The following is a 17,932-nucleotide window of genomic DNA, read 5'->3' on the forward strand; positions in this document are numbered from 1 at the left end:
CTAGACTGGAACCCATGGCCGAGTACATTTATCAGATGATCCGCGCCCGCAAGGCGGTCGGAGACAAGCTCATTCTCGACGACGTGACGATGTCGTTCCTCCCAGGTGCCAAGATCGGCATGGTCGGCCCCAATGGGGCCGGTAAGTCCACGATCCTCAAGATCATGGCTGGCCTCGACACCCCGTCGAACGGCGACGCGACCCTCAGCCCGGGCTTCACGGTCGGCATCCTCATGCAGGAGCCGGAGCTCGACGAGTCGAAGACGGTTCGCGAGAACGTCGAACTCGGCGTCGCCGAGACGAAGGCGAAGCTCGACCGCTTCAACGAGATCTCCGCCCTCATGGCGGAACCCGACGCCGACTTCGATGCGCTCATGGAAGAGATGGGCACCCTCCAGGAGTACATCGACCACGTCGATGCCTGGGACCTCGACTCGCAGCTCGAGCAGGCGATGGACGCCCTCCGCCTCCCACCGGGAGACGCCGACGTCAGCGTCCTGTCGGGTGGTGAGAAGCGCCGCGTCGCGCTCTGCAAGCTCCTGCTCGAGAAGCCCGACCTGCTGCTCCTCGACGAGCCCACGAACCACCTCGACGCCGAGAGCGTGCTCTGGCTCGAGCAGCACCTCCAGAAGTATCCAGGCGCAGTCATCGCCATCACGCACGACCGGTACTTCCTCGACCACGTCGCCCAGTGGATCGCCGAGATCGACCGCGGCCGCCTCCACGGCTACGAGGGCAACTACTCGAGCTACCTCGAGAAGAAGCAGGAGCGTCTCAAGGTCCAGGGCAAGAAGGACCAGAAGCTCGCGAAGCGCCTCGAAGAGGAGCTCGCCTGGGTGCGCACCAACGCCAAGGGCCGCCAGGCGAAGTCGAAGGCGCGCCTCGCCCGCTACGAGGAGATGGCTTCCGAGGCCGAGCGCACCAGGAAGCTCGACTTTGAGGAGATCCAGATCCCCGCAGGCCCCCGCCTCGGCAGCATCGTCCTCGAGGCGAACAAGCTGAAGAAGGGCTTCGGCGAGCGAGTTCTCATCGACGGGCTCAGCTTCTCGCTGCCCCGCAACGGCATCGTCGGCATCATCGGACCGAACGGCGTCGGCAAGACGACCCTCTTCAAGTCGATCGTCGGCTTCGAAGAGCTCGACGGTGGCGAGCTCAAGATCGGCGAGACGGTCAAGCTCTCCTACGTCGACCAGTCCCGCGGCGGCATCGACCCCGAGAAGAACGTGTGGGAGGTCGTCTCCGACGGCTTCGACTACATGCAGGTCGGGAACGTCGAGATCCCGTCACGGGCCTACGTCTCCACCTTCGGGTTCAAGGGACCAGACCAGCAGAAGAAGGCAGGCGTGCTCTCCGGTGGTGAGCGCAACCGCCTCAACCTGGCGCTCACCCTCAAGCAGGGCGGCAACCTGCTGCTGCTCGACGAGCCCACGAACGACCTCGACGTCGAAACGCTCTCGAGCCTCGAGAACGCGCTGCTCGAGTACCCCGGCTGCGCCGTGGTCATCACGCACGACCGGTGGTTCCTCGACCGCATCGCCACGCACATCCTCGCCTACGAGGGCACCGAGGAAGACCCGAGCCACTGGCACTGGTTCGAGGGCAACTTCGAGGGCTACGAGGAGAACAAGATCGAGCGCCTCGGCCCAGACGCGGCGAAGCCGTCGCGGATGACCTACCGCAAGCTCACGAGGGACTAGTCCCACCAAGAACCCCGGGGTCGCACAGTGCGACCCCGGGGTTTCCTCGTCCCACCCCGCCAGACGACGTCGGCTCGCGCCGGCGGCAAGCAGACACGAAGGACCACCGACTCCGATGCGCTTCCACGTTCCCACGCTCCTCCGCTGGAGCGACCTCGACGCCTACAACCACGTCAACAACTCGCGTGTGCTCACCCTCCTCGAGGAGGCCCGAGTCCGCGCGTTCTGGAACATCGGCGCATCCAACGACGACGAGCGCCCCCTCGCGATCATCGACGCGGCCGCGGAGGGTGGCGACACGCTCACCCTCATCGCCCGCAACGAGATCGAGTACCTCGCCCCGATCCCGTACTCCACGAAGCCCCTCGACGTGCAGCTGTGGATCTCCAAGATGGGCGCCGCTAGCGCGGAGGTCGACTACGAGATCTGGAGCCCCGAAGACGCACAGCCAGAGGGCGGCGAACGCACGAAGTACGTCATCGCGTCCTCGACGCTCGTGTTCATCGACGCGGCGACCCAGCGGCCGCGGCGCATCAACGACCGCGAACGCGACGCCTGGACCGCCTACCTCGACGAGCCCCTCACGTTCCGCGGCGGCCGCAGCAACGCCTGACCGGGCGCGGGGTGCCACGGAGCCTCCCCGGCCCCCGGCGCAGCGGTTCAGCTGCGCTTGCGGCGAACCATGCCCTCCTGGGCCACCGTCGCGACGAGCGCGCCGTCACGCGAGAACAGCTGGCCTCGCGAGAGGCCACGCCCGCCGCGCGCGACCGGGGAGTCCTGCACATAGAGCAGCCACTCGTCAGCCCGCGCATCCCGATGCCACCACACGCCGTGGTCGAGACTCGCAGCTCGCAGCCCCGGCGTCGACCAGGTCAGGCCGTGCCCACGCATGATGGGCTCGAGGATCGAGTAGTCGCTCGCGTACGCGATCGCCGCGCGGTGCAGCAGCGGGTCGTCCGGCATGCGCTCCACCGCCTTGATCCACACCGCCTGCGCCGGCGTCTGATCGGCGGCGGGCTCGAGGTACACGGGCCCGTTGACGTGCCGCATCGTGAACGGCCGCTTCATCAGCCAGTACGCGGCGAGGGACTCCGGCGCCTCAGCGCCGAGCGTCGCCTTCACCGTCTCGAGGAGATCGGCCTCACTCGGGAGGTCATCCGGATCGGGGATGCCCTCCGGCATAGACACCTCGTGCTCGAACCCATCGTCCACGTCCTGGAACGACGCGATCATCGACCAGATCGGCTGCCCGCTCTGGAACGCGCTCACGGCGCGCGTCGTGAATGAGTTTCCGTCGTGGATGCGGTCGACGGCGAACGTGATCGGCAGCTTCACGTCGCCGGGGCGCAGGAAGTAGCCGTGCATGGAATGCACGGGTCGCTCGCCCGACACGGTCCTGGCGGCCGCCACCAGCGACTGGGCCGCCACCTGGCCGCCGAACACGCGGCCGTGGGGCATCCATTGGCTCGGACCCGTGAAGATGTCGTCACGAGTGCGGGCACCCGTGTCGGTGAGGTCCAGCGTGTGCAGGAACGCTTCGAGCGGCGACAGCGCCTCCAGGGCGTCGAACGAGAGCGGCGCCGACTGCTGCGGCGCGGGTGAGTGCGAGGGCGACTCGGGAACCAGATCTGCCATCTCAGCAGTCTAGGGACCCGCTGCCCCCGGAGAACTGAGTAGGTTAGAGGGCAATGTCTCCCGTTCTCCGCATCCCCGATCTGCACGCCGCACGCGACCTCGAATCGTTCCTCGGTCGAGCCGGTCGCATCGAGGACGGGGCCGTGCGCATCGTGCAGGCCGGCACGGTTGCCGCGTTCTGGGTTCCCGTGCTGCGACCGCAGGGACTCCTCGACACTTCGCCGCTCGTGCTCGGCGTCCGCGCGCTGCGAGCCGAACTCGAGGGGGCGGCTGACGACGACGTCCACGCGGGAGCGTTCGATGTGACCGTCCCCCTGCGGGGCCTCCTCGATCGCCTTGCTCGCCGTCGGACGGCCGGCGGTGACGCCCCGTCAGGGGAGGCGGATGCGGCCGTCGGGTTCGACCTCGCCGTCCCGCCGGAGCGCCTCCGCGAATCGTGGGCGGGCATCGCGGCACCGACCGGAGGCTGGACCCAGGCCGGGGCGCTGTCGGCGGCCACGCTCATCGCCGCCGCAGACCAGGGCATCGCCGAAGTCGCCGATGCCGTGCCGGGCAACCTGGGCACCGCGCTGGTCGAGCGCGTGCGCACGGAGGTCTGGACGCGCGTGATCGACGAGCAGAGCGGCCTCACGAGCGGAGCCGCCTTCGCCGCCCTCAGCCTCGGCTTCCTGCGCTCGGGTGAAGAGACCCGCATCCTCACCGCCGGAGCCTGGCTCCGACTCGAGACCACGCAGGGCAACGTGCTCCTGCGATCCAGCTCGGCACGCTGAACGCTGCCGTCGCCCACTGAGCGAGTCGATCGCTCAGCACCCGCGCACCCTGTGCGCCGCACCCCCGGAGGAAACCCATGGACCGCAGCATCGAACGGCTCAAGAAGGACATCTTCGCGAGCAACGCGGGGGAACCGGAGTTCCATCAGGCAGTGACCGAGGTGCTCGACACGCTCGGTCCAGTGCTCGAGCGCCACCCCGAGTACTTCGAGCTCGCGGTCATCCGCCGGCTGAGCGAGCCGGAGCGGCAGATCATCTTCCGTGTGCCGTGGGTCGACGACAACGGGCACGTGCAGGTGAACCGCGGCTATCGCGTCGAGTTCAGCTCGGCGCTCGGCCCCTACAAGGGCGGCCTGCGCTTCCACCCGTCGGTGAACCTCGGGATCATCAAGTTCCTCGGCTTCGAGCAGATCTTCAAGAACGCGCTCACAGGCATGCCGATCGGCGGCGGGAAGGGCGGCGCCGACTTCGACCCGCGCGGGCGCAGCGACCGCGAGATCATGGCCTTCTGCCAGTCGTTCATGTCCGAGCTGTACCGGCACATCGGTGAGCACACGGATGTGCCTGCCGGCGACATCGGCGTGGGCGGGCGCGAGATCGGCTACCTGTTCGGTCAGTACAAGCGCCTCACCAACCGCTTCGAGGCCGGCGTGCTGACGGGCAAGGGCATGACGTGGGGCGGGTCGCTGGTCCGACCCGAGGCGACTGGCTATGGGACGGTGCTATTCGCGCAGGAGATGCTCAAGACCAAGGGCGACGACCTCGACGGCAAGGAGGTCGCGGTCTCCGGTTCCGGCAACGTCGCGATCTTCGCGATGGAGAAGGCCGTGGCCCTCGGAGCGAAGGTGGTCTCGGCCAGCGACTCCTCCGGTGCGGTGTACGACCCTGACGGCATCGATGTCGAGGTGCTCAAGCAGCTGAAGCTCGTCGAGCGGAAGCGTGTCGGGGCGTACGTCGACCGCGTGGGCGGGCGAGCGGAGGCGCTGTCGAGCGCCGCCGCGATGTGGCACGTTCCCGTCGACATCGCACTGCCGTGCGCGACGCAGAACGAGCTCGACGGGGATGCTGCCGCGGCGCTGGTCAAGAACGGCGTGCGGGTCGTCGCCGAGGGGGCGAACATGCCGTGCACGAAGGAGGCTGCTGACCGGTTCCGGGCGGAGGAGGGTGTCCTCTTCGGCCCGGGCAAGGCCGCCAACGCCGGCGGTGTCGCGACGAGTGCGCTCGAGATGCAGCAGAACGCGCAGCGCGACTCGTGGACGTTCGAGTACACCGAGGCGCGTCTCGCGGAGATCATGCGCGACATCCACACGCGCTGCAGCGAGACGGCGGAGGAGTACGGGAAGCCGGGCGACTACGTGATCGGCGCGAACATCGCCGGCTTTTCGCGGGTCGTCGACGCGATGCTCGCGCAGGGCGTCGTCTAGCCGCGGCTGCGTCGGGCGACCACGGCCGTTCGGGCCGGGCTCAGGAGGCGGACTCGGCTCCGGGGCTCGGCTCGAAGGTGTTCACCATCGCGGTCGCCGCGCGGTCAAAGTAGTCGGCCATCTGCTGGCGGTGGATGGGGGAGAGATCGAGCTGGTCCATGGCCGCGTGCATGTGCCGAAGCCAGTGCTCTCTCGCCTCCGGGTTGATATGGAACGCGTTGTGGCGCATCCGGAGCCGCGGATGTCCGCGTTCTGCGCTGTACTCGCTCGGCCCGCCGAAGTACTGGGCGAGGAAGTGGCCGAGTCGCCAGGTCGCTCCCTCGAGGTCGTCCTGCGGGTACATGCGCCACATGAGCTCGTCGTCGCGCACCCCCTCGTAGAACGCGTGGGCCAGCTTGTCGAAGGCGGGCATGCCGCCGATCTCGTCGTAGAGCGTCGGCAGGGCAGAGCCCCCGCCCTCTGAGGCTCGGAGGTGGATGGGGTTGTTCGTCATCAGGCGGCTCCTCCGGCCGTCGGCTGTCCGTCAGCCCCATCGAGCACGATCGCCTTCAGGGACGGCAGGTTGATATCGGCCGACTTTAGCGCGTCCTGAGTGCGGGCCCGCAGCTCTCGCTCCACTTCCCAGCGCGTGCCGGGGCGGACGCGGATGGTGAGGCGCAGGACAACAGCGTCTGAGGAGATGGACTCCATGCCCCACATCTCGGGAGTGCCGATGAAGTAATCCATCCAGTCCGGGTCTTCGGTGAGCTCCTTCGCCGCATGGAGCATGACCCGCTCGACGTGCGCGCGGGACGTCTCGTAGGGAACCGCGAGGTCGAACACGATGCGGTTCCAGCCCTGCGAGAAGCTGCCGACGCGCTGGATCTCGCCGTTGCGGACGAACCACAGTGTGCCCTCGACGTCGCGGATCTGCGTGATGCGCACGCCGACCTTCTCGACGACACCCGTCGCCTCGCCCATGTCGATGACATCGCCGACGCCGAGCTGATCCTCCATGACCATGAAGAGGCCGTTGAGGACATCGCCGACGATGCGCTGCGCGCCGAAACCGAGACCGGCACCGACGGCCGCGCTCAGCAGGGAGAGGGACGCGAGGATGCCCGGATCGATCTTCGCGATGATCATGACGATGAGGATGACCACGATGAGGACGTTGACGATGTTCGTCAGCACCGACCCGATCGTGCGCGTGCGCTGCACCGTCCTCACCGCTGCGAGCGGCGAGCGGACCGAGATGGCCTGTGTGTCCGTCACCCCGCGCTTCTTCTTGACGCCGCTCACGATCTGCTTCACCGAGCGGTCGATGAGCCGCAGCAGGATCCACCGGAACACGAACGCCCCGAGGATGTAGAAGACGATCGTGATGGGGATGTCGAAGGGGGCGAGCGCGGTCGTGAGGGAAGTCCAGAATTCTGCCATAGCGCCTCGAGTGTAGGCGGATGCGCCTATCCGTCTCGTGTGAGGCACGTCCGAGCTGCGTCGATACGGAATAGGCGGGCGCCTGCTCCGGTTGCCACACGTATGAGCCTGAACGTGAACGACATCGAAGTCACCACCATCGACGGCGAGGCCAAGAAGCTCGCCACCTACGAGCCGGTGAAGCTCGTGGTGAACGTCGCCTCGAAGTGCGGCCTCTCGGGGCAGTACGAGAAGCTCGAGGAGCTGCAGCGCCAGTACGGCGCGCAGGGCTTCACGGTGCTCGGATTCCCCAGCAACCAGTTCCTGCAGGAGTACTCCGACACGGACAAGATCAAGGAGTACTGCTCGCTCACGTGGGGCGTCAGCTTCCCCATGTTCGAGAAGGTCAAGGTCAACGGCCGGTCGCAGCACCCGCTCTACGCGGAGCTGACGAAGACTCCGGATGCGAACGGCAAGGCCGGCCGCGTGAGCTGGAACTTCGAGAAGTTCCTCATCGGACGTGACGGCAAGGTCACCCGCTTCCGCCCGACGACGGAGCCGGACGCTCCGGAGGTCGTCGCGGCGATCGAGGCGGCACTCGCCGAGTAGCGCCTCGACCCGCAGCACACCGCCGGCTGCAACGCGAAGAGGTCGCCTCCCAGGGGGAGGCGACCTCTTCGCGTTGCCGTGCTTACTCTGCTTGCGCGTCGCGCTCTTGAGCGGCGAGGGCGCGCACCACTCCGGCGCGGCCTTCGATGATCAGGCGGCGGAACGCGGGCGCCGCCCCCTCGTTGTTCGCGAGCCATTCGTCGGCGGCGTCTCGGACGCGTGCCGTCGCGAGGCCTGCGGGGAAGAAGCCCTCGATGAGGGTCTCCGCGATCTGGAAGCTCCGGTCGGCCCAGATCGTCGAGATGTGACCGAAGTAGCGGTCGACGAACGGCTCGAGGAGCGCCTCGTCGGCGACTCGGTCGAAGCCCGCGACGGTGGCGCGCACGATGGCGTTGGTGGCGTCAGAGCGATCCATGACGGACGCCCAGGCCGCTTCCTTGCCCTCGGCCGTCGGGATCGCCGCGCGGGCATGTGCCGCGCTGCGCTCGCCGTCCGCCGTGCGGTCGGATTCGAGCCTCGCCGCGATCTCGGACTCGCCGGCGCGGCCGCCCGCGACGAGCGCGTAGAGGAGCTCCCAGCCGAGGTCGGTGTCGATGTCGAGGCCCTCGAGCTTGAACGTGCCGTCGAAGAGCGCGGCGACGGCATCGAGCTGCGCTGGGCTCTCCGCGAGAGAGGCGAACGACTTGACGAAGCTGAACTGCGCGTCCGATCCCGCCTCAGCCTGCTTGGCCAGCTCGAAGAGCTCGTCGGTGACGACCTCGACGATCTCGGCCCGGTCTTCCGGCGCCGTGTAGAACTTGGCTGCGGAGATGAGCTGGCCGAGCACCGTGCGGCGAGTCGTCGACTCGGTCTCGGTGCCGATGACGCCGAGAACGGTGCGGATGAAGTCGCGTGCGCGCAGCTCCGCATCCCGGGTTGCGTCCCAGAGCGAGCTGACGACGAGGGAGCGGGACAGGGGAGCACGCAGCTTCGGGAGATGCTGCTGCACCGTGGCGACCGAGTGCTCGTCGAGACGGATCTTCGCGTAGGCGAGGTCGTCGTCGTTCACGATGATGAGGTCCGGGAGCGCACCGCCCACGAAGCTCGGCACCTCGGTCCGCGCGCCGTCGACGTCGAGCTCGAAGCGGTGGATGCGCACGAGCTCGTCGCCCTGCACGTTGTAGAGGCCGATCGCGAGGCGGTGCGGACGGATGGTGGGGTGCTCGGCGGTCGCCGTCTGCTCGATGGCGAACGACGCGAAGTTCCCCTGCTCGTCCAGCTCGTAGACGGGGCGGAGCGTGTTGACTCCGGCAGTCTCGAGCCACTTGGCGCTCCACTCGGTGAGGTCGCGGCCACTTGTGGTCTCGAGCTCCACGAGCAGGTCGCGCAGCTCCGTGTTGCCCCACGCGTGCTTCTGGAAGTACGCGTTGATGCCGGCGAAGAACGCTTCGCGGCCGACCCAGGCGAAGAGCTGCTTGAGGACCGATCCGCCCTTGGCGTAGGTGATGCCGTCGAAATTGACCTGCACGTCGTCGAGGTCGCGGATCTCTGCGACGATCGGGTGCGTGGAGGGCAGCTGGTCCTGCCGGTACGCCCACGACTTCTCGCTGGCGTTGAAGGTGACCCAGTTCTCGGTCCACTCGGTGGCCTCAGCGGTCGCGAGCGTCGAGATGAACTCCGCGAACGACTCGTTGAGCCAGAGGTCGTTCCACCACTTCATGGTGACGAGGTCGCCGAACCACATGTGGGCGAGCTCGTGGAGGATCGTGACGACGCGGCGCTCGCGCACCGCATCCGCGACCTTCGACCGGAACACGTAGGTCTCCGTGAACGTGACGCACCCGGCGTTCTCCATGGCGCCCGCGTTGAACTCGGGCACGAAGAGCTGGTCGTACTTCGTGAACGGGTACGGAACCCCGAAGGCCTTCTCGTAGTACTCGAAGCCCTGCTTCGTGGTGCGGAAGATGTTGTCGGCGTCGAGGTTCGGCGCGAGCGACGTGCGGCAGTACACGGCGAGCGGGATCGTGCGTCCGTCGATGGAGGTGAGCTCATCGCGCACGACCGTGTACGGGCCGGCCACGAGCGCCGTGATGTAGCTCGAGATGCGCGGCGTCGTCGCGAAGTGCCAGACGGCACGCTCGCCGTCGATGGGCTGAGGCGCCTGCGACGGCTCGTTGGAGATGACCTGCCACGCCGCGGGGGCCGTGACATGGAACGTGAAGTTCGCCTTCAAGTCCGGCTGCTCGAACACCGTGAACATGCGGCGGGAGTCGGGCACCTCGAACTGCGAGTAGAGGTACACCTCGCCGTCAGCGGGGTCGACGAAGCGGTGCAGGCCCTCGCCCGTGTTCATGTAGATCGCGTCCGCGTCGACCGTGAGCGTGTTGTGCTCGGCGAGGTTCGGCAGCTGGATGCGCACCCCGTCGTTCACGGCGGCGACGTCGAGCGCCTCGCCGTTGAGCACGACGCTGTGCACCTGGCGTGTGATGGCGTCGATGAAGGTGGACGAGCCGGGAACCGCCGAGAACGTGACCGTCGTGATCGAGCGGAACGTCTCAGGACCCGTCGTGAGGTCGAGTGCGACGTCGTAGTGCTCGACGCCGAGCACAACTCCTCGACGCTCGACCGACTCAGCGCGAGTCAGGTTCTCTCCGGGCATTCCAGCTCCTTTGGTGTGAGGGAGCCCGGAGGTTCCGGGCTTGCGGCGCGGCCAGCCTAGTCCTGCCGAGTAGGCTTATGCGTATGCCCGCACCGATCAAAGTAGATTTCTGGTTCGACCCGATCTGCCCATTCGCCTGGATGACCTCGCGATGGATCGACGAGGTCGCTCGCCATCGTGACCTCGACATCACCTGGCACATCATGAGCCTCGAGCTCCTCAACGAGGAGAAGGACATCCCGCAGTCGTACCGCGACATGCTGCAGGGAACCTCTCGCCTCGGCCGCGTCGTCGCCGGCGTCGAGCAGGACCTCGGCAACGAGAAGGTCAAGGCGCTCTACGACGCGCTCGGCACGCGCATCCACCCGGGTGGCCGCAAGGACCGCGACGAGGTGCTGCAGGAGGCGATCACCGAGCTGGAGATCCCCGAGTCGATCGTCGAGCGCGCCGACGCCGGCGAGTTCGACGAGCGCTACCGCGCGAGCCACCTCTCCGGCATGGAGCGTGTCGGTGACGAGGTCGGAACGCCGATCATCGCCATCGACGGCGTCGCCTTCTTCGGCCCCGTCGTCTCTCCTGCGCCGAAGGGCGAGGAGGCGCTTCGCCTGTTCGACGGCGTCGTGATGGCCGCGTCGGTCGATGGCTTCTTCGAGCTCAAGCGCAGCCGCACCCGCGGACCGGTGTTCGACTGATGCGCATCCACGTGGCGACGGATCACGCTGGACTGGAGTTCTCGCAGCAGCTGCAGGAGCACCTGCGCGATCAGGGTCACGAGGTCGTCGACCACGGCCCGTCCGAGTACGACGCCCTCGACGACTACCCGTCGTTCTGCATCAACGCCGCGCAGGCTGTCGCCAACGACTGGGCCAACGGCTCGAAGTCGCTCGGCGTCGTCTTCGGCGGATCTGGCAACGGCGAGCAGATCGCGGCCAACAAGGTCACGGGTGTGCGTGCGGCGCTGGCGTGGAGCGACGCCACGGCGCAGCTGGCGCGCGAGCACAACAACGCGAACGTGATCTCCATCGGCGCGAGGCAGCACGAGATCGTGGATGTGCTGCGGTTCATCGACATCTTCATCGCCGAGCCGTTCCCGGGAGAAGAGCGCCATCTGCGCCGTATCTCGCAGCTCGCCGAGTACGAGCAGACCGGCAAGATCGCCGGGAAGTCGGTGCTCGGCGCCGTCGGCACCGTCGTGCCGCCGATGGTGGAGTCTGAGACGCCGGCGGGGAATGCCTGAGGGTCACTCCGTCCACCGAATAGCCCGCCAGTTCACTGCGAACTATGCGGGGCGTGTCGTCGCGGCGTCATCGCCGCAGGGGCGCTTCGTCGAGGGTGCTGCCGAGATCGACGGCCGCGAGATGGTCGAGACCTTCGCGGTCGGCAAGCACATGTTCTCGCGGTTCGAGGGCGGCGTCTGGTTGCGCGTGCACCTCGGCATCTACGGTGCCTGGGATTTCTCCGGTCAGGTCTCGACGACGCTCGGGCAGACCGGCGAGTACTCGCGCAAGCGTCCCGGCGTGACGATCGAGGACTCGCGGGGTGAGACCTCGCTCTCGAGCATCGGGGCCCCGAGGCGCACGCGATTGAAGATGGCCGAGGCTGAGCGCGAGCAGGAGCTCTCGCAGTGGCCGCCGGAGCCCGTCGGGGCAGTGCGGCTGCGGCTCCTCACCGCGGAGACGTGTGCCGACCTCCGTGGTCCGACCGCGTGCGAGCTGATGACGGGCGACGAGGTCGCTGCGCGCATCGAGAAGCTGGGCCCGGACCCGCTCGTCGACCGCGGCGCGAAGGCGGAGGCGCGCTTCCTCGAGCGTGCGCGGGGCAAGCGCACGCCCATCGGCATCGTGCTCATGGATCAGCAGATCGTGAGCGGCATCGGCAACGTGTACCGGGCCGAGATGCTCTACCGGGCGGGCATCAACCCGCACACGCCGACCTCGCAGCTCACCGACGAGCAGCTCAGGGAGCTGTGGCGCGATTGGACGAAGCTGCTCAAGATCGGCGTCGAGGTTGGCCAGATGATGACGATCGACGGGCTTCGCGGGAAGGCGAAGGCGGCGGCCCTCGAGAACCGCGAGGACCGGCACTGGGTCTACGGCCGTGCCGGGGAGCCGTGCCGTGTCTGCGGAACTCCCATCGCCCTCGAGGAGATGCAGGCCCGCAAGCTCTACTGGTGCCCCGGCTGCCAGCTCTGACGTTCTTCGCGAGCTGACAGCCGGCGCGCTCACCTGAGCGAGCGGATGGACGCGGCGGCGCGTTTCGCGTCGCGCAGTCGCGCCTCGTACGTGGTCGCGATGACGACGAGCACCGTGCCCGCGAGTGCGAGCCACGCCCACCAGGGGACGACGCCGGCGACGACGGCGAGCTGCTGGCGGAACGCGGTGACCGCGTGGAGCGCGGTGATGATCGCGCCGAAGACGAGCGGCGCCTGGAGGCGACGCGTGGCTCCCCAGACGGTGACGCCGACCGCGCCGAGGCCGAGGGCGATGAGACGCCAGGGCGCCGGGTCGGCGAACTGCGCCAGGTAGCTCGGGACCAGCAGCAGGGCCAGGCCCGGGGTGAGCGCGGCCCAGCTGCGCAGCGCGGGGCGCTTGTCGAGGAAGAACAGGCCTCCCGCCAGCAGCGTGGCGCCGAGGGGTGCCGTCGCGAGCTCGAGCCAGGGGGCCGGGGTCTCGGTAGCCACGACGCCGATGATGGCGACGAGGGCGGCGGCGGAGAACGCGAGGACGGGGACCCGCAGCGAGGGCCGAGCGCCGGGCGCGGATTGCGTTGGCGCCAGAGTGGGGAGCAGCTCCGGGCGGACCAGGCTCGCCAGCGTGACGGCGCAGAGCACCAGGACCCAGGTGAGTGCGACCTGCTGGCCGTTCTCGACCTCGCGTCGCAGGACGCTCGGGAGGGCGGAGAGCACCAGCGCCGTGATGGCGAGGGGCACGAGCACCGTCGAGGCGAGCGCGGCGAGGCGCGGGTTCTCGAGCTGGTGCTGGCGCCGCCACAGCGCGCTCGCGAAGAGCAGCACGAAGCAGGCAGGCAGGACACCCCAGAGCGGCAGGGTGACCGGGGTCAGGGGGCCCTGCGCTGCGATGACCAGGGCGGGGCCGAGTACGGCGGCCGAGATCGACGAGCCGACGCCGAGCGCGTTGGCCGAGGCGCGCATCCGGGGTGCAACGGGCGCGACCGTGCAGACGACGACCAGCGCGAGGGTCAGGATGGCGAGTGCGAGCTCCGGCACCGAGAGCGACAGGATGCGGGCGCCGGGTTCCTCGAGGGGCTGCGCGACCGCGGCGATCGCGCCCGCACTGAGCCAGATGCCGGGTGCCGCTGCCAGCCACAGGAGGCTCTCGACGCTTGGCGGACGGGGCTCGTCGCCGAGACGGCCGGTCGCGGCAGTCGCGGTGCCGGCTGCGAAGAACACGAGGAACGCTCCGCCGAAGGCCACGAACAACGAAGAGCCGTCCCAGTTCCCGAGCACCTCCCAGACCCACGCGAGCGCGAGCACCGGCACGCCGAGGTAGCGGAGGATCGCGTACGGCGAGCGCGCCCCGACGTGGAGGCTCGCGACGATGGCGGCGGCCGCGAGCAGGGCGACTGCGGTCGGAAGCGCGCTCCAATCGGCGAACCCTTCGACTCGGGCGCGTGAGGCTCCCGCTGCCAGGGGGACGCCGGCCAGCGCCGTCAGGAGGCCGAGCGCGCGCAGCGCGATCCCGTCTCCTCGGCGCGTTCCCTCGGGAGCCAGGAGCACACCGGCCAGGGCGGTGAGCGCTCCGATGACTCCGGCTGCGGCGGCGATCTGCACGGGGGAGAGGCTTTCGACTCCGATGGCCTGCACGTGGTCGACGAGCAGCCAGGTCGCGAGGACCGTGGTGGCGTAGCTGGCGAGTCTCACGAGCAGGTTCGGGGCGGAGAGCACTCGGGCGATCACGACGATGGCTGCCGCGACGAGGCCGACGAGGAGCACGGTGATGCCGGTCTGCTGCTGAATCCATGGGCTGCTCGGCCCGCTGGGTGTGCCGACCGCCACGGCGACACCGTGGGATGCGAGCGCTAGGAAGCCGACGAGGGCGAGTCCGGCGCGGCCGGCGGCGGTGACGAGGCGATCGGGCAGGACGGCTGCGAGGAGGCCCGCGAGCAGCGCCAGGCCGAGCAGCAGGATGGCGCTCTCGAACCGGGTGGTGAGCAGGAGCGCGATGACGACGGCGCCGCCGGTCGCTGCGAGGAGAGCGATGAGCAGCTTGCGGCGGGCGCTGGCTTCATCCGCAGCCCAGACGCGGCGCAGCAGGAGCCACGACACGGTGCCGACGAGCAGGACGCAGGCCGTGAGCCACACGAGTGCCTCGACGCTCGTGATCAGGCCGGTGAGCACGCCGCGCGGGTTGAGGTCGCCGGTCAGGTTCGCTTGGACGTGGGCGAGCGCCGTGAGCACGGCCACGCCGGCGGCCGAGGCGCTCAGCGAGACGAGCAGCGGACGCGCGTGGGCTGGGACGCTGAGGATGCTCGCTGCAAGGGCGACCCCCAGGGCGACCACGATGCCGACGAGGAAGTACAGCAGCGTGCCCGTGGTCGTCTCGGCTGAGTTGATCGCGGGGACGACCGTCGAGAGCACGAGCCCGCCGGCGAGGACGAAGGCGGCCGCTCGTGCCGGCTCGCCAGCGCTCCGCGCCCGGCCGAACCACCAGAGCAGGAGCGCGGAGACGACAAGCGGGACTCCGGCGGGGAGATGGACGCCCTCGGAGCTCGTGATGCCGGGGGTGCCGGTGGCGAAGACGTACCAGGCGGCGGTGAGGAGGCCCACGCCGATCCAGGCGATCGAGGCTCGTCCTCGCGCGCGGAACAGCCCTGCGGGGGAGATCGCGAGCAGCACCGGCACGGCGGCCGAGGTCGCGATCGTCGCCGCGAGGTACTGCGCCCCGGCGGACGACCCGAAGGCGCCGGTGAAGAACGGCGTGCTCACGAGGGAGACGAGCGCGACGGCGGTGGCTGCGAGCTCGGCGGAGAGGACCCTGCTTCCCTGAGCGCCGCGAAGTCGGGCCGCGAGGGTGCCACCGGCAGCCAGCGCGGCGGCGGCGACGCCGAGGGAGGCCACGACCGGCGGAAGGAACTGCGCCGTCACGAACGCCGTGACGAGCGCCCCGAGCGTTGCCCAGAGGGCTGGGGGCAGGACGGCGAGGAGCGGCACCACGGCGGGTGCATCCTCGTCCTGCCGGCGGCGCAGGGCGACGAGCACGACCGCGGCGCACAGCAGCGCGCCGAGCGCGGCGCAGCTCACCCAGAGGGCTCCGAGCGGCCAACCGGCGTCCGTCAGGAGGGCGCCGTCGTCGCTTCGCGCCGCGCTCGACCCGAGGAGCGCGAGCAGCACGAAGGAGGCGACGAAGGCAGGGAGGGCTGCCGCGGAGGCGAGCAGGATGCGCTCGGCGGCGGAGAGCCACGGTCGTGGGAGCAGCAGCGAGGCGGCGAGCAGGAGTGAGATGCCGAGGTAGGAGCACGTGATGGCGAGGTTCGTCCCCGATGGCTCCGGGGTCCTCCAGGCGCCCCGCACGAACGCGACGAGCAGGGGGACGGCGAGCAGCTGCGCGGCCGTGAGTGCGGTGAGGACGGGCCGGAGCGGTGAGGTGCGCCCGGCCGAGAACCGGAGCCCGAAGGTGAGCGCAGCGCCGACGACAAGCGCGCCGATCTCGACGGGTCGCACCGCGAGCCCCGCCGCCAGCAGCGCGAGGATCGCGACGCCGGCGACGCACTGGAGCACGATTCTGAGGGCAGTCGTGGGGACTGCGGCGGCAGGTGCGGCCAGCCGCTCGCGGGAGAGGACGATCGCTCCCGCGACGGAGGCCGCGGCGATCAGCAGGTTCGCGATGGTGACGGCGGGCGCCCCAGGAGCGCTCGCGGCGGCGCACAGCGCGAGGAACGATCCCGCCGCCGTGAAGGCGGGGGTCAGCTGCCGGATCCGGCCGGGCACGAGCTGCAGCAGCCCTGCTGCCACGGCGAGCCCGAGCGCACCACCCGCGATGGCCCACCAGGTGCGGAGCTCGGCGCCCGAGAGCGCCCTTGCCATTCCGGCCTGGTCAGCGGCGGCGAAGGACAGCACGGAGTCGGCTGATACGACCGAGAGGCCGAGCGAGATCACCGGGACCGCAGCCGCTGCGAGCGTCGTGAAGCTCAGCGAGGTCACCGCGAGCTGCAACGCGGCGGACTGCGGGCGTGCTGTCGCGGCGAGTCGGGATCTGAGCACCTGGGCTGCGGCCAGCAGAATCGGGATGACCGCAAGCGAGAGCGCGAGGCGCACGGCCCCGGTGAAGCTCAGGGGGACTGCCCCGAGCGAGAGCGCCGTCAGGATGCCGAAGGCGATGAGGAGGCTGCGTGCGGCGAGTGCTCCGCGTTCCTGGCTGACGAGCCACGCCAGCAGGGCCGCCGAGGCCGCCGCGATGAGGAAGAGGAAGGCGTACCCGAGCCAGGGGTCGTTGCCAGTTGCCGCCGCCGCGCCGCAGAGCACGCCGCCGGCCAGGGCGACGACGCCTGTGACGGAGAGGATCCAGCGCTCGAGCGAGCGCGGAGTTGCACCGCTGAACGAGTCGGCGGCGGGTGGGCCCTGCGTCGCGGCCGAGACGGACGGCCTGACGCGCAGTAGAACGTGCAGCGCGGAGGCGGCACCGGCCAAGACGAGGGCGAGGACCAGGCGCTGCACGGGGGACAGGAACGTGGCGGTGGCTCCGGCCGCGGTGAGGGCGAGGGCGGGCAGCACGGTGAGACTCGCGGCTATGCCAGGGGCGCGCAGGTGCGAGAGGCGATGCCAGGCCTCGAAGGCCGCCGTCGCGACGAGGAGGCCAATGCCCCAGTAGAGCGTTCCCGGCACGTCGCCGGCACCGAGGAGACCCGTGGCCTGGACGGCCCACACGTCGAGGACGACCAGCACGACACCGAGCGCGCCGATTCCTTCCGCCGTGGCCGAGAGCCTCCGGCGCTTCAGGATGCTGGCGGTCGTGATGACCGCGAGCGTCACGCCGGCGGTGATGGCCGCCTTGACCTCGACGCCGAAGACGACCCAGGCGAAGGTGAGGAAGACGACCGCTGCGATGCTGAGGAGCCCGATGCCGAGCACGAGGAGCAGCAGCTGGACGCTCGAGCGACGGGGCCGGGGCGGCTGAGCTGGCGGGGTGGGCGGCAGGTGCTGGGCCGGTGGTGCCTGATACCCGGAGGGCGTGCGCTGCGTGGCCCAGGTCTCCGCCGGGTGCTGCGTCGTCTGTTGCGCCGGCGCGGACACGTGCTGGCCGCGCTGCTGCGTGTTCTGTCCCTGTCCCTGCCGCGGAGCCGGAGCCGGAGCGGCATCCGCCCCGAGGTGCCCTGCGGCTCCTCCGAGGAGCCTTGCGTGGTCGGCCGCGAGCAGCGCGTCGCTTGCCCGGCTCCTGCCCCGCTCCTCCTCCCGGAGTCGTGTCTGCTCGGCTCGAGCCAGCTGGTCCTGTCGCGCCGCGCGGGCCTTCGCCTTGGCCTGCTCGTTCGCCGCGACGATGAACTCACCGCGGGCCAGGAGGGGGCCGCGCGCCTGCGCGCCGAGGTCGAGAAGATGGCTGATGACCGCCGAGTCGCGGGTGAAGCCGCAGGCGGGGCAGGACGGCCCTGGAGCGCCATAGGTCTCGAAGCACGAAGGGCATTTGCTCGGGTCGGTGAGATCGCCGAGCGTCTTCGGGAACCGTGGCCTCTGGGCTTGTCTGCCCATTCCTGCGTCAGTCACTCTGCGTCTACCCCCCGGGGTTGTCTGGGCGTCAGCCTAGCGAG

Annotated in this window: 13 protein-coding genes; 8 read left to right on the forward strand and 5 right to left on the reverse strand. The window is 69.6% G+C overall.

From position 1 onward, the window contains the following. Positions 1-14 precede the first annotated feature (14 nt). Positions 15-1,697: an energy-dependent translational throttle protein EttA gene (gene ettA / locus C5B99_RS05295; protein WP_104240742.1), complete on the forward strand. Its 1,683-nt coding sequence runs from the start codon at positions 15-17 to the stop codon at positions 1,695-1,697. Positions 1,698-1,812: 115 nt separating this feature from the next. Then, positions 1,813-2,310: a thioesterase family protein gene (locus C5B99_RS05300; RefSeq protein WP_104240743.1), complete on the forward strand. Its 498-nt coding sequence runs from the start codon at positions 1,813-1,815 to the stop codon at positions 2,308-2,310. A 47-nt stretch (positions 2,311-2,357) separates the two neighbouring features. Here the strand turns inward: C5B99_RS05300 and C5B99_RS05305 are convergent, their stop codons facing one another. Next, positions 2,358-3,332 (reverse strand): acyl-CoA thioesterase II, encoded by a 975-nt coding sequence (locus tag C5B99_RS05305; RefSeq protein WP_104240744.1) that lies wholly within the window; start codon positions 3,330-3,332, stop codon positions 2,358-2,360. Positions 3,333-3,385: 53 nt separating this feature from the next. Here C5B99_RS05305 and C5B99_RS05310 point away from each other — a divergent pair, with 53 nt between their 5' ends. Further along, positions 3,386-4,102 carry a hypothetical protein gene (locus C5B99_RS05310; protein ID WP_104240745.1) on the forward strand — a complete coding sequence of 239 codons (717 nt, stop codon included), beginning with the start codon at positions 3,386-3,388 and terminating at the stop codon, positions 4,100-4,102. 77 nt (positions 4,103-4,179) lie between these two features. Then, the gene (gdhA, locus tag C5B99_RS05315) at positions 4,180-5,526 is read left to right on the forward strand and encodes an NADP-specific glutamate dehydrogenase (RefSeq protein ID WP_104240746.1); all 1,347 of its coding nucleotides are present in this window, start codon (positions 4,180-4,182) and stop codon (positions 5,524-5,526) included. A 40-nt stretch (positions 5,527-5,566) separates the two neighbouring features. Here the strand turns inward: gdhA and C5B99_RS05320 are convergent, their stop codons facing one another. Both C5B99_RS05320 and C5B99_RS05325 read right to left on the reverse strand, forming a co-directional pair. Then, positions 5,567-6,019, reverse strand: coding sequence for a globin (locus C5B99_RS05320; protein WP_104240747.1), 453 nt, complete (start codon positions 6,017-6,019; stop codon positions 5,567-5,569). Further along, positions 6,019-6,945, reverse strand: a complete 927-nt coding sequence (locus tag C5B99_RS05325; RefSeq protein WP_104240748.1) for a mechanosensitive ion channel family protein — start codon at positions 6,943-6,945, stop codon at positions 6,019-6,021. Before C5B99_RS05325 ends, C5B99_RS05320 begins: the two co-directional genes overlap by 1 nt. Positions 6,946-7,053: 108 nt before the next feature. Between C5B99_RS05325 and C5B99_RS05330 the strand changes: the two genes are divergently transcribed. Next, a complete protein-coding gene (locus C5B99_RS05330) occupies positions 7,054-7,533 on the forward strand; it encodes a glutathione peroxidase (RefSeq protein WP_374953225.1) in 480 nt (159 codons plus the stop codon). A gap of 82 nt (positions 7,534-7,615) precedes the next feature. Here the strand turns inward: C5B99_RS05330 and pepN are convergent, their stop codons facing one another. Then, a complete protein-coding gene (gene pepN / locus C5B99_RS05335) occupies positions 7,616-10,171 on the reverse strand; it encodes an aminopeptidase N (RefSeq protein ID WP_104240750.1) in 2,556 nt (851 codons plus the stop codon). An 83-nt stretch (positions 10,172-10,254) separates the two neighbouring features. Between pepN and C5B99_RS05340 the strand changes: the two genes are divergently transcribed. Genes C5B99_RS05340 through C5B99_RS05350 form a run of 3 tightly spaced genes read left to right on the forward strand, consistent with a single transcriptional unit; the run spans position 10,255 to position 12,363 of the window. After that, positions 10,255-10,863: a DsbA family protein gene (locus C5B99_RS05340; protein WP_104240751.1), complete on the forward strand. Its 609-nt coding sequence runs from the start codon at positions 10,255-10,257 to the stop codon at positions 10,861-10,863. After that, positions 10,863-11,408: a ribose-5-phosphate isomerase gene (locus C5B99_RS05345; protein ID WP_104240752.1), complete on the forward strand. Its 546-nt coding sequence runs from the start codon at positions 10,863-10,865 to the stop codon at positions 11,406-11,408. The genes C5B99_RS05340 and C5B99_RS05345 overlap by 1 nt, the downstream gene beginning before the upstream one ends. Beyond that, a complete protein-coding gene (locus tag C5B99_RS05350) occupies positions 11,401-12,363 on the forward strand; it encodes an Fpg/Nei family DNA glycosylase (RefSeq protein WP_104240753.1) in 963 nt (320 codons plus the stop codon). Before C5B99_RS05345 ends, C5B99_RS05350 begins: the two co-directional genes overlap by 8 nt. Positions 12,364-12,392: 29 nt before the next feature. On the opposite strand, the gene C5B99_RS05355 is transcribed toward C5B99_RS05350, so the two are convergent. After that, positions 12,393-17,888, reverse strand: coding sequence for an SCO7613 C-terminal domain-containing membrane protein (locus C5B99_RS05355; protein ID WP_146081947.1), 5,496 nt, complete (start codon positions 17,886-17,888; stop codon positions 12,393-12,395). Between the last annotated feature and the right edge of the window lie 44 nt (positions 17,889-17,932).

The organism is Pseudoclavibacter sp. Z016 (assembly GCF_002931215.1).
In the GTDB taxonomy this organism is placed as follows: Bacteria; Actinomycetota; Actinomycetes; order Actinomycetales; family Microbacteriaceae; genus Pseudoclavibacter.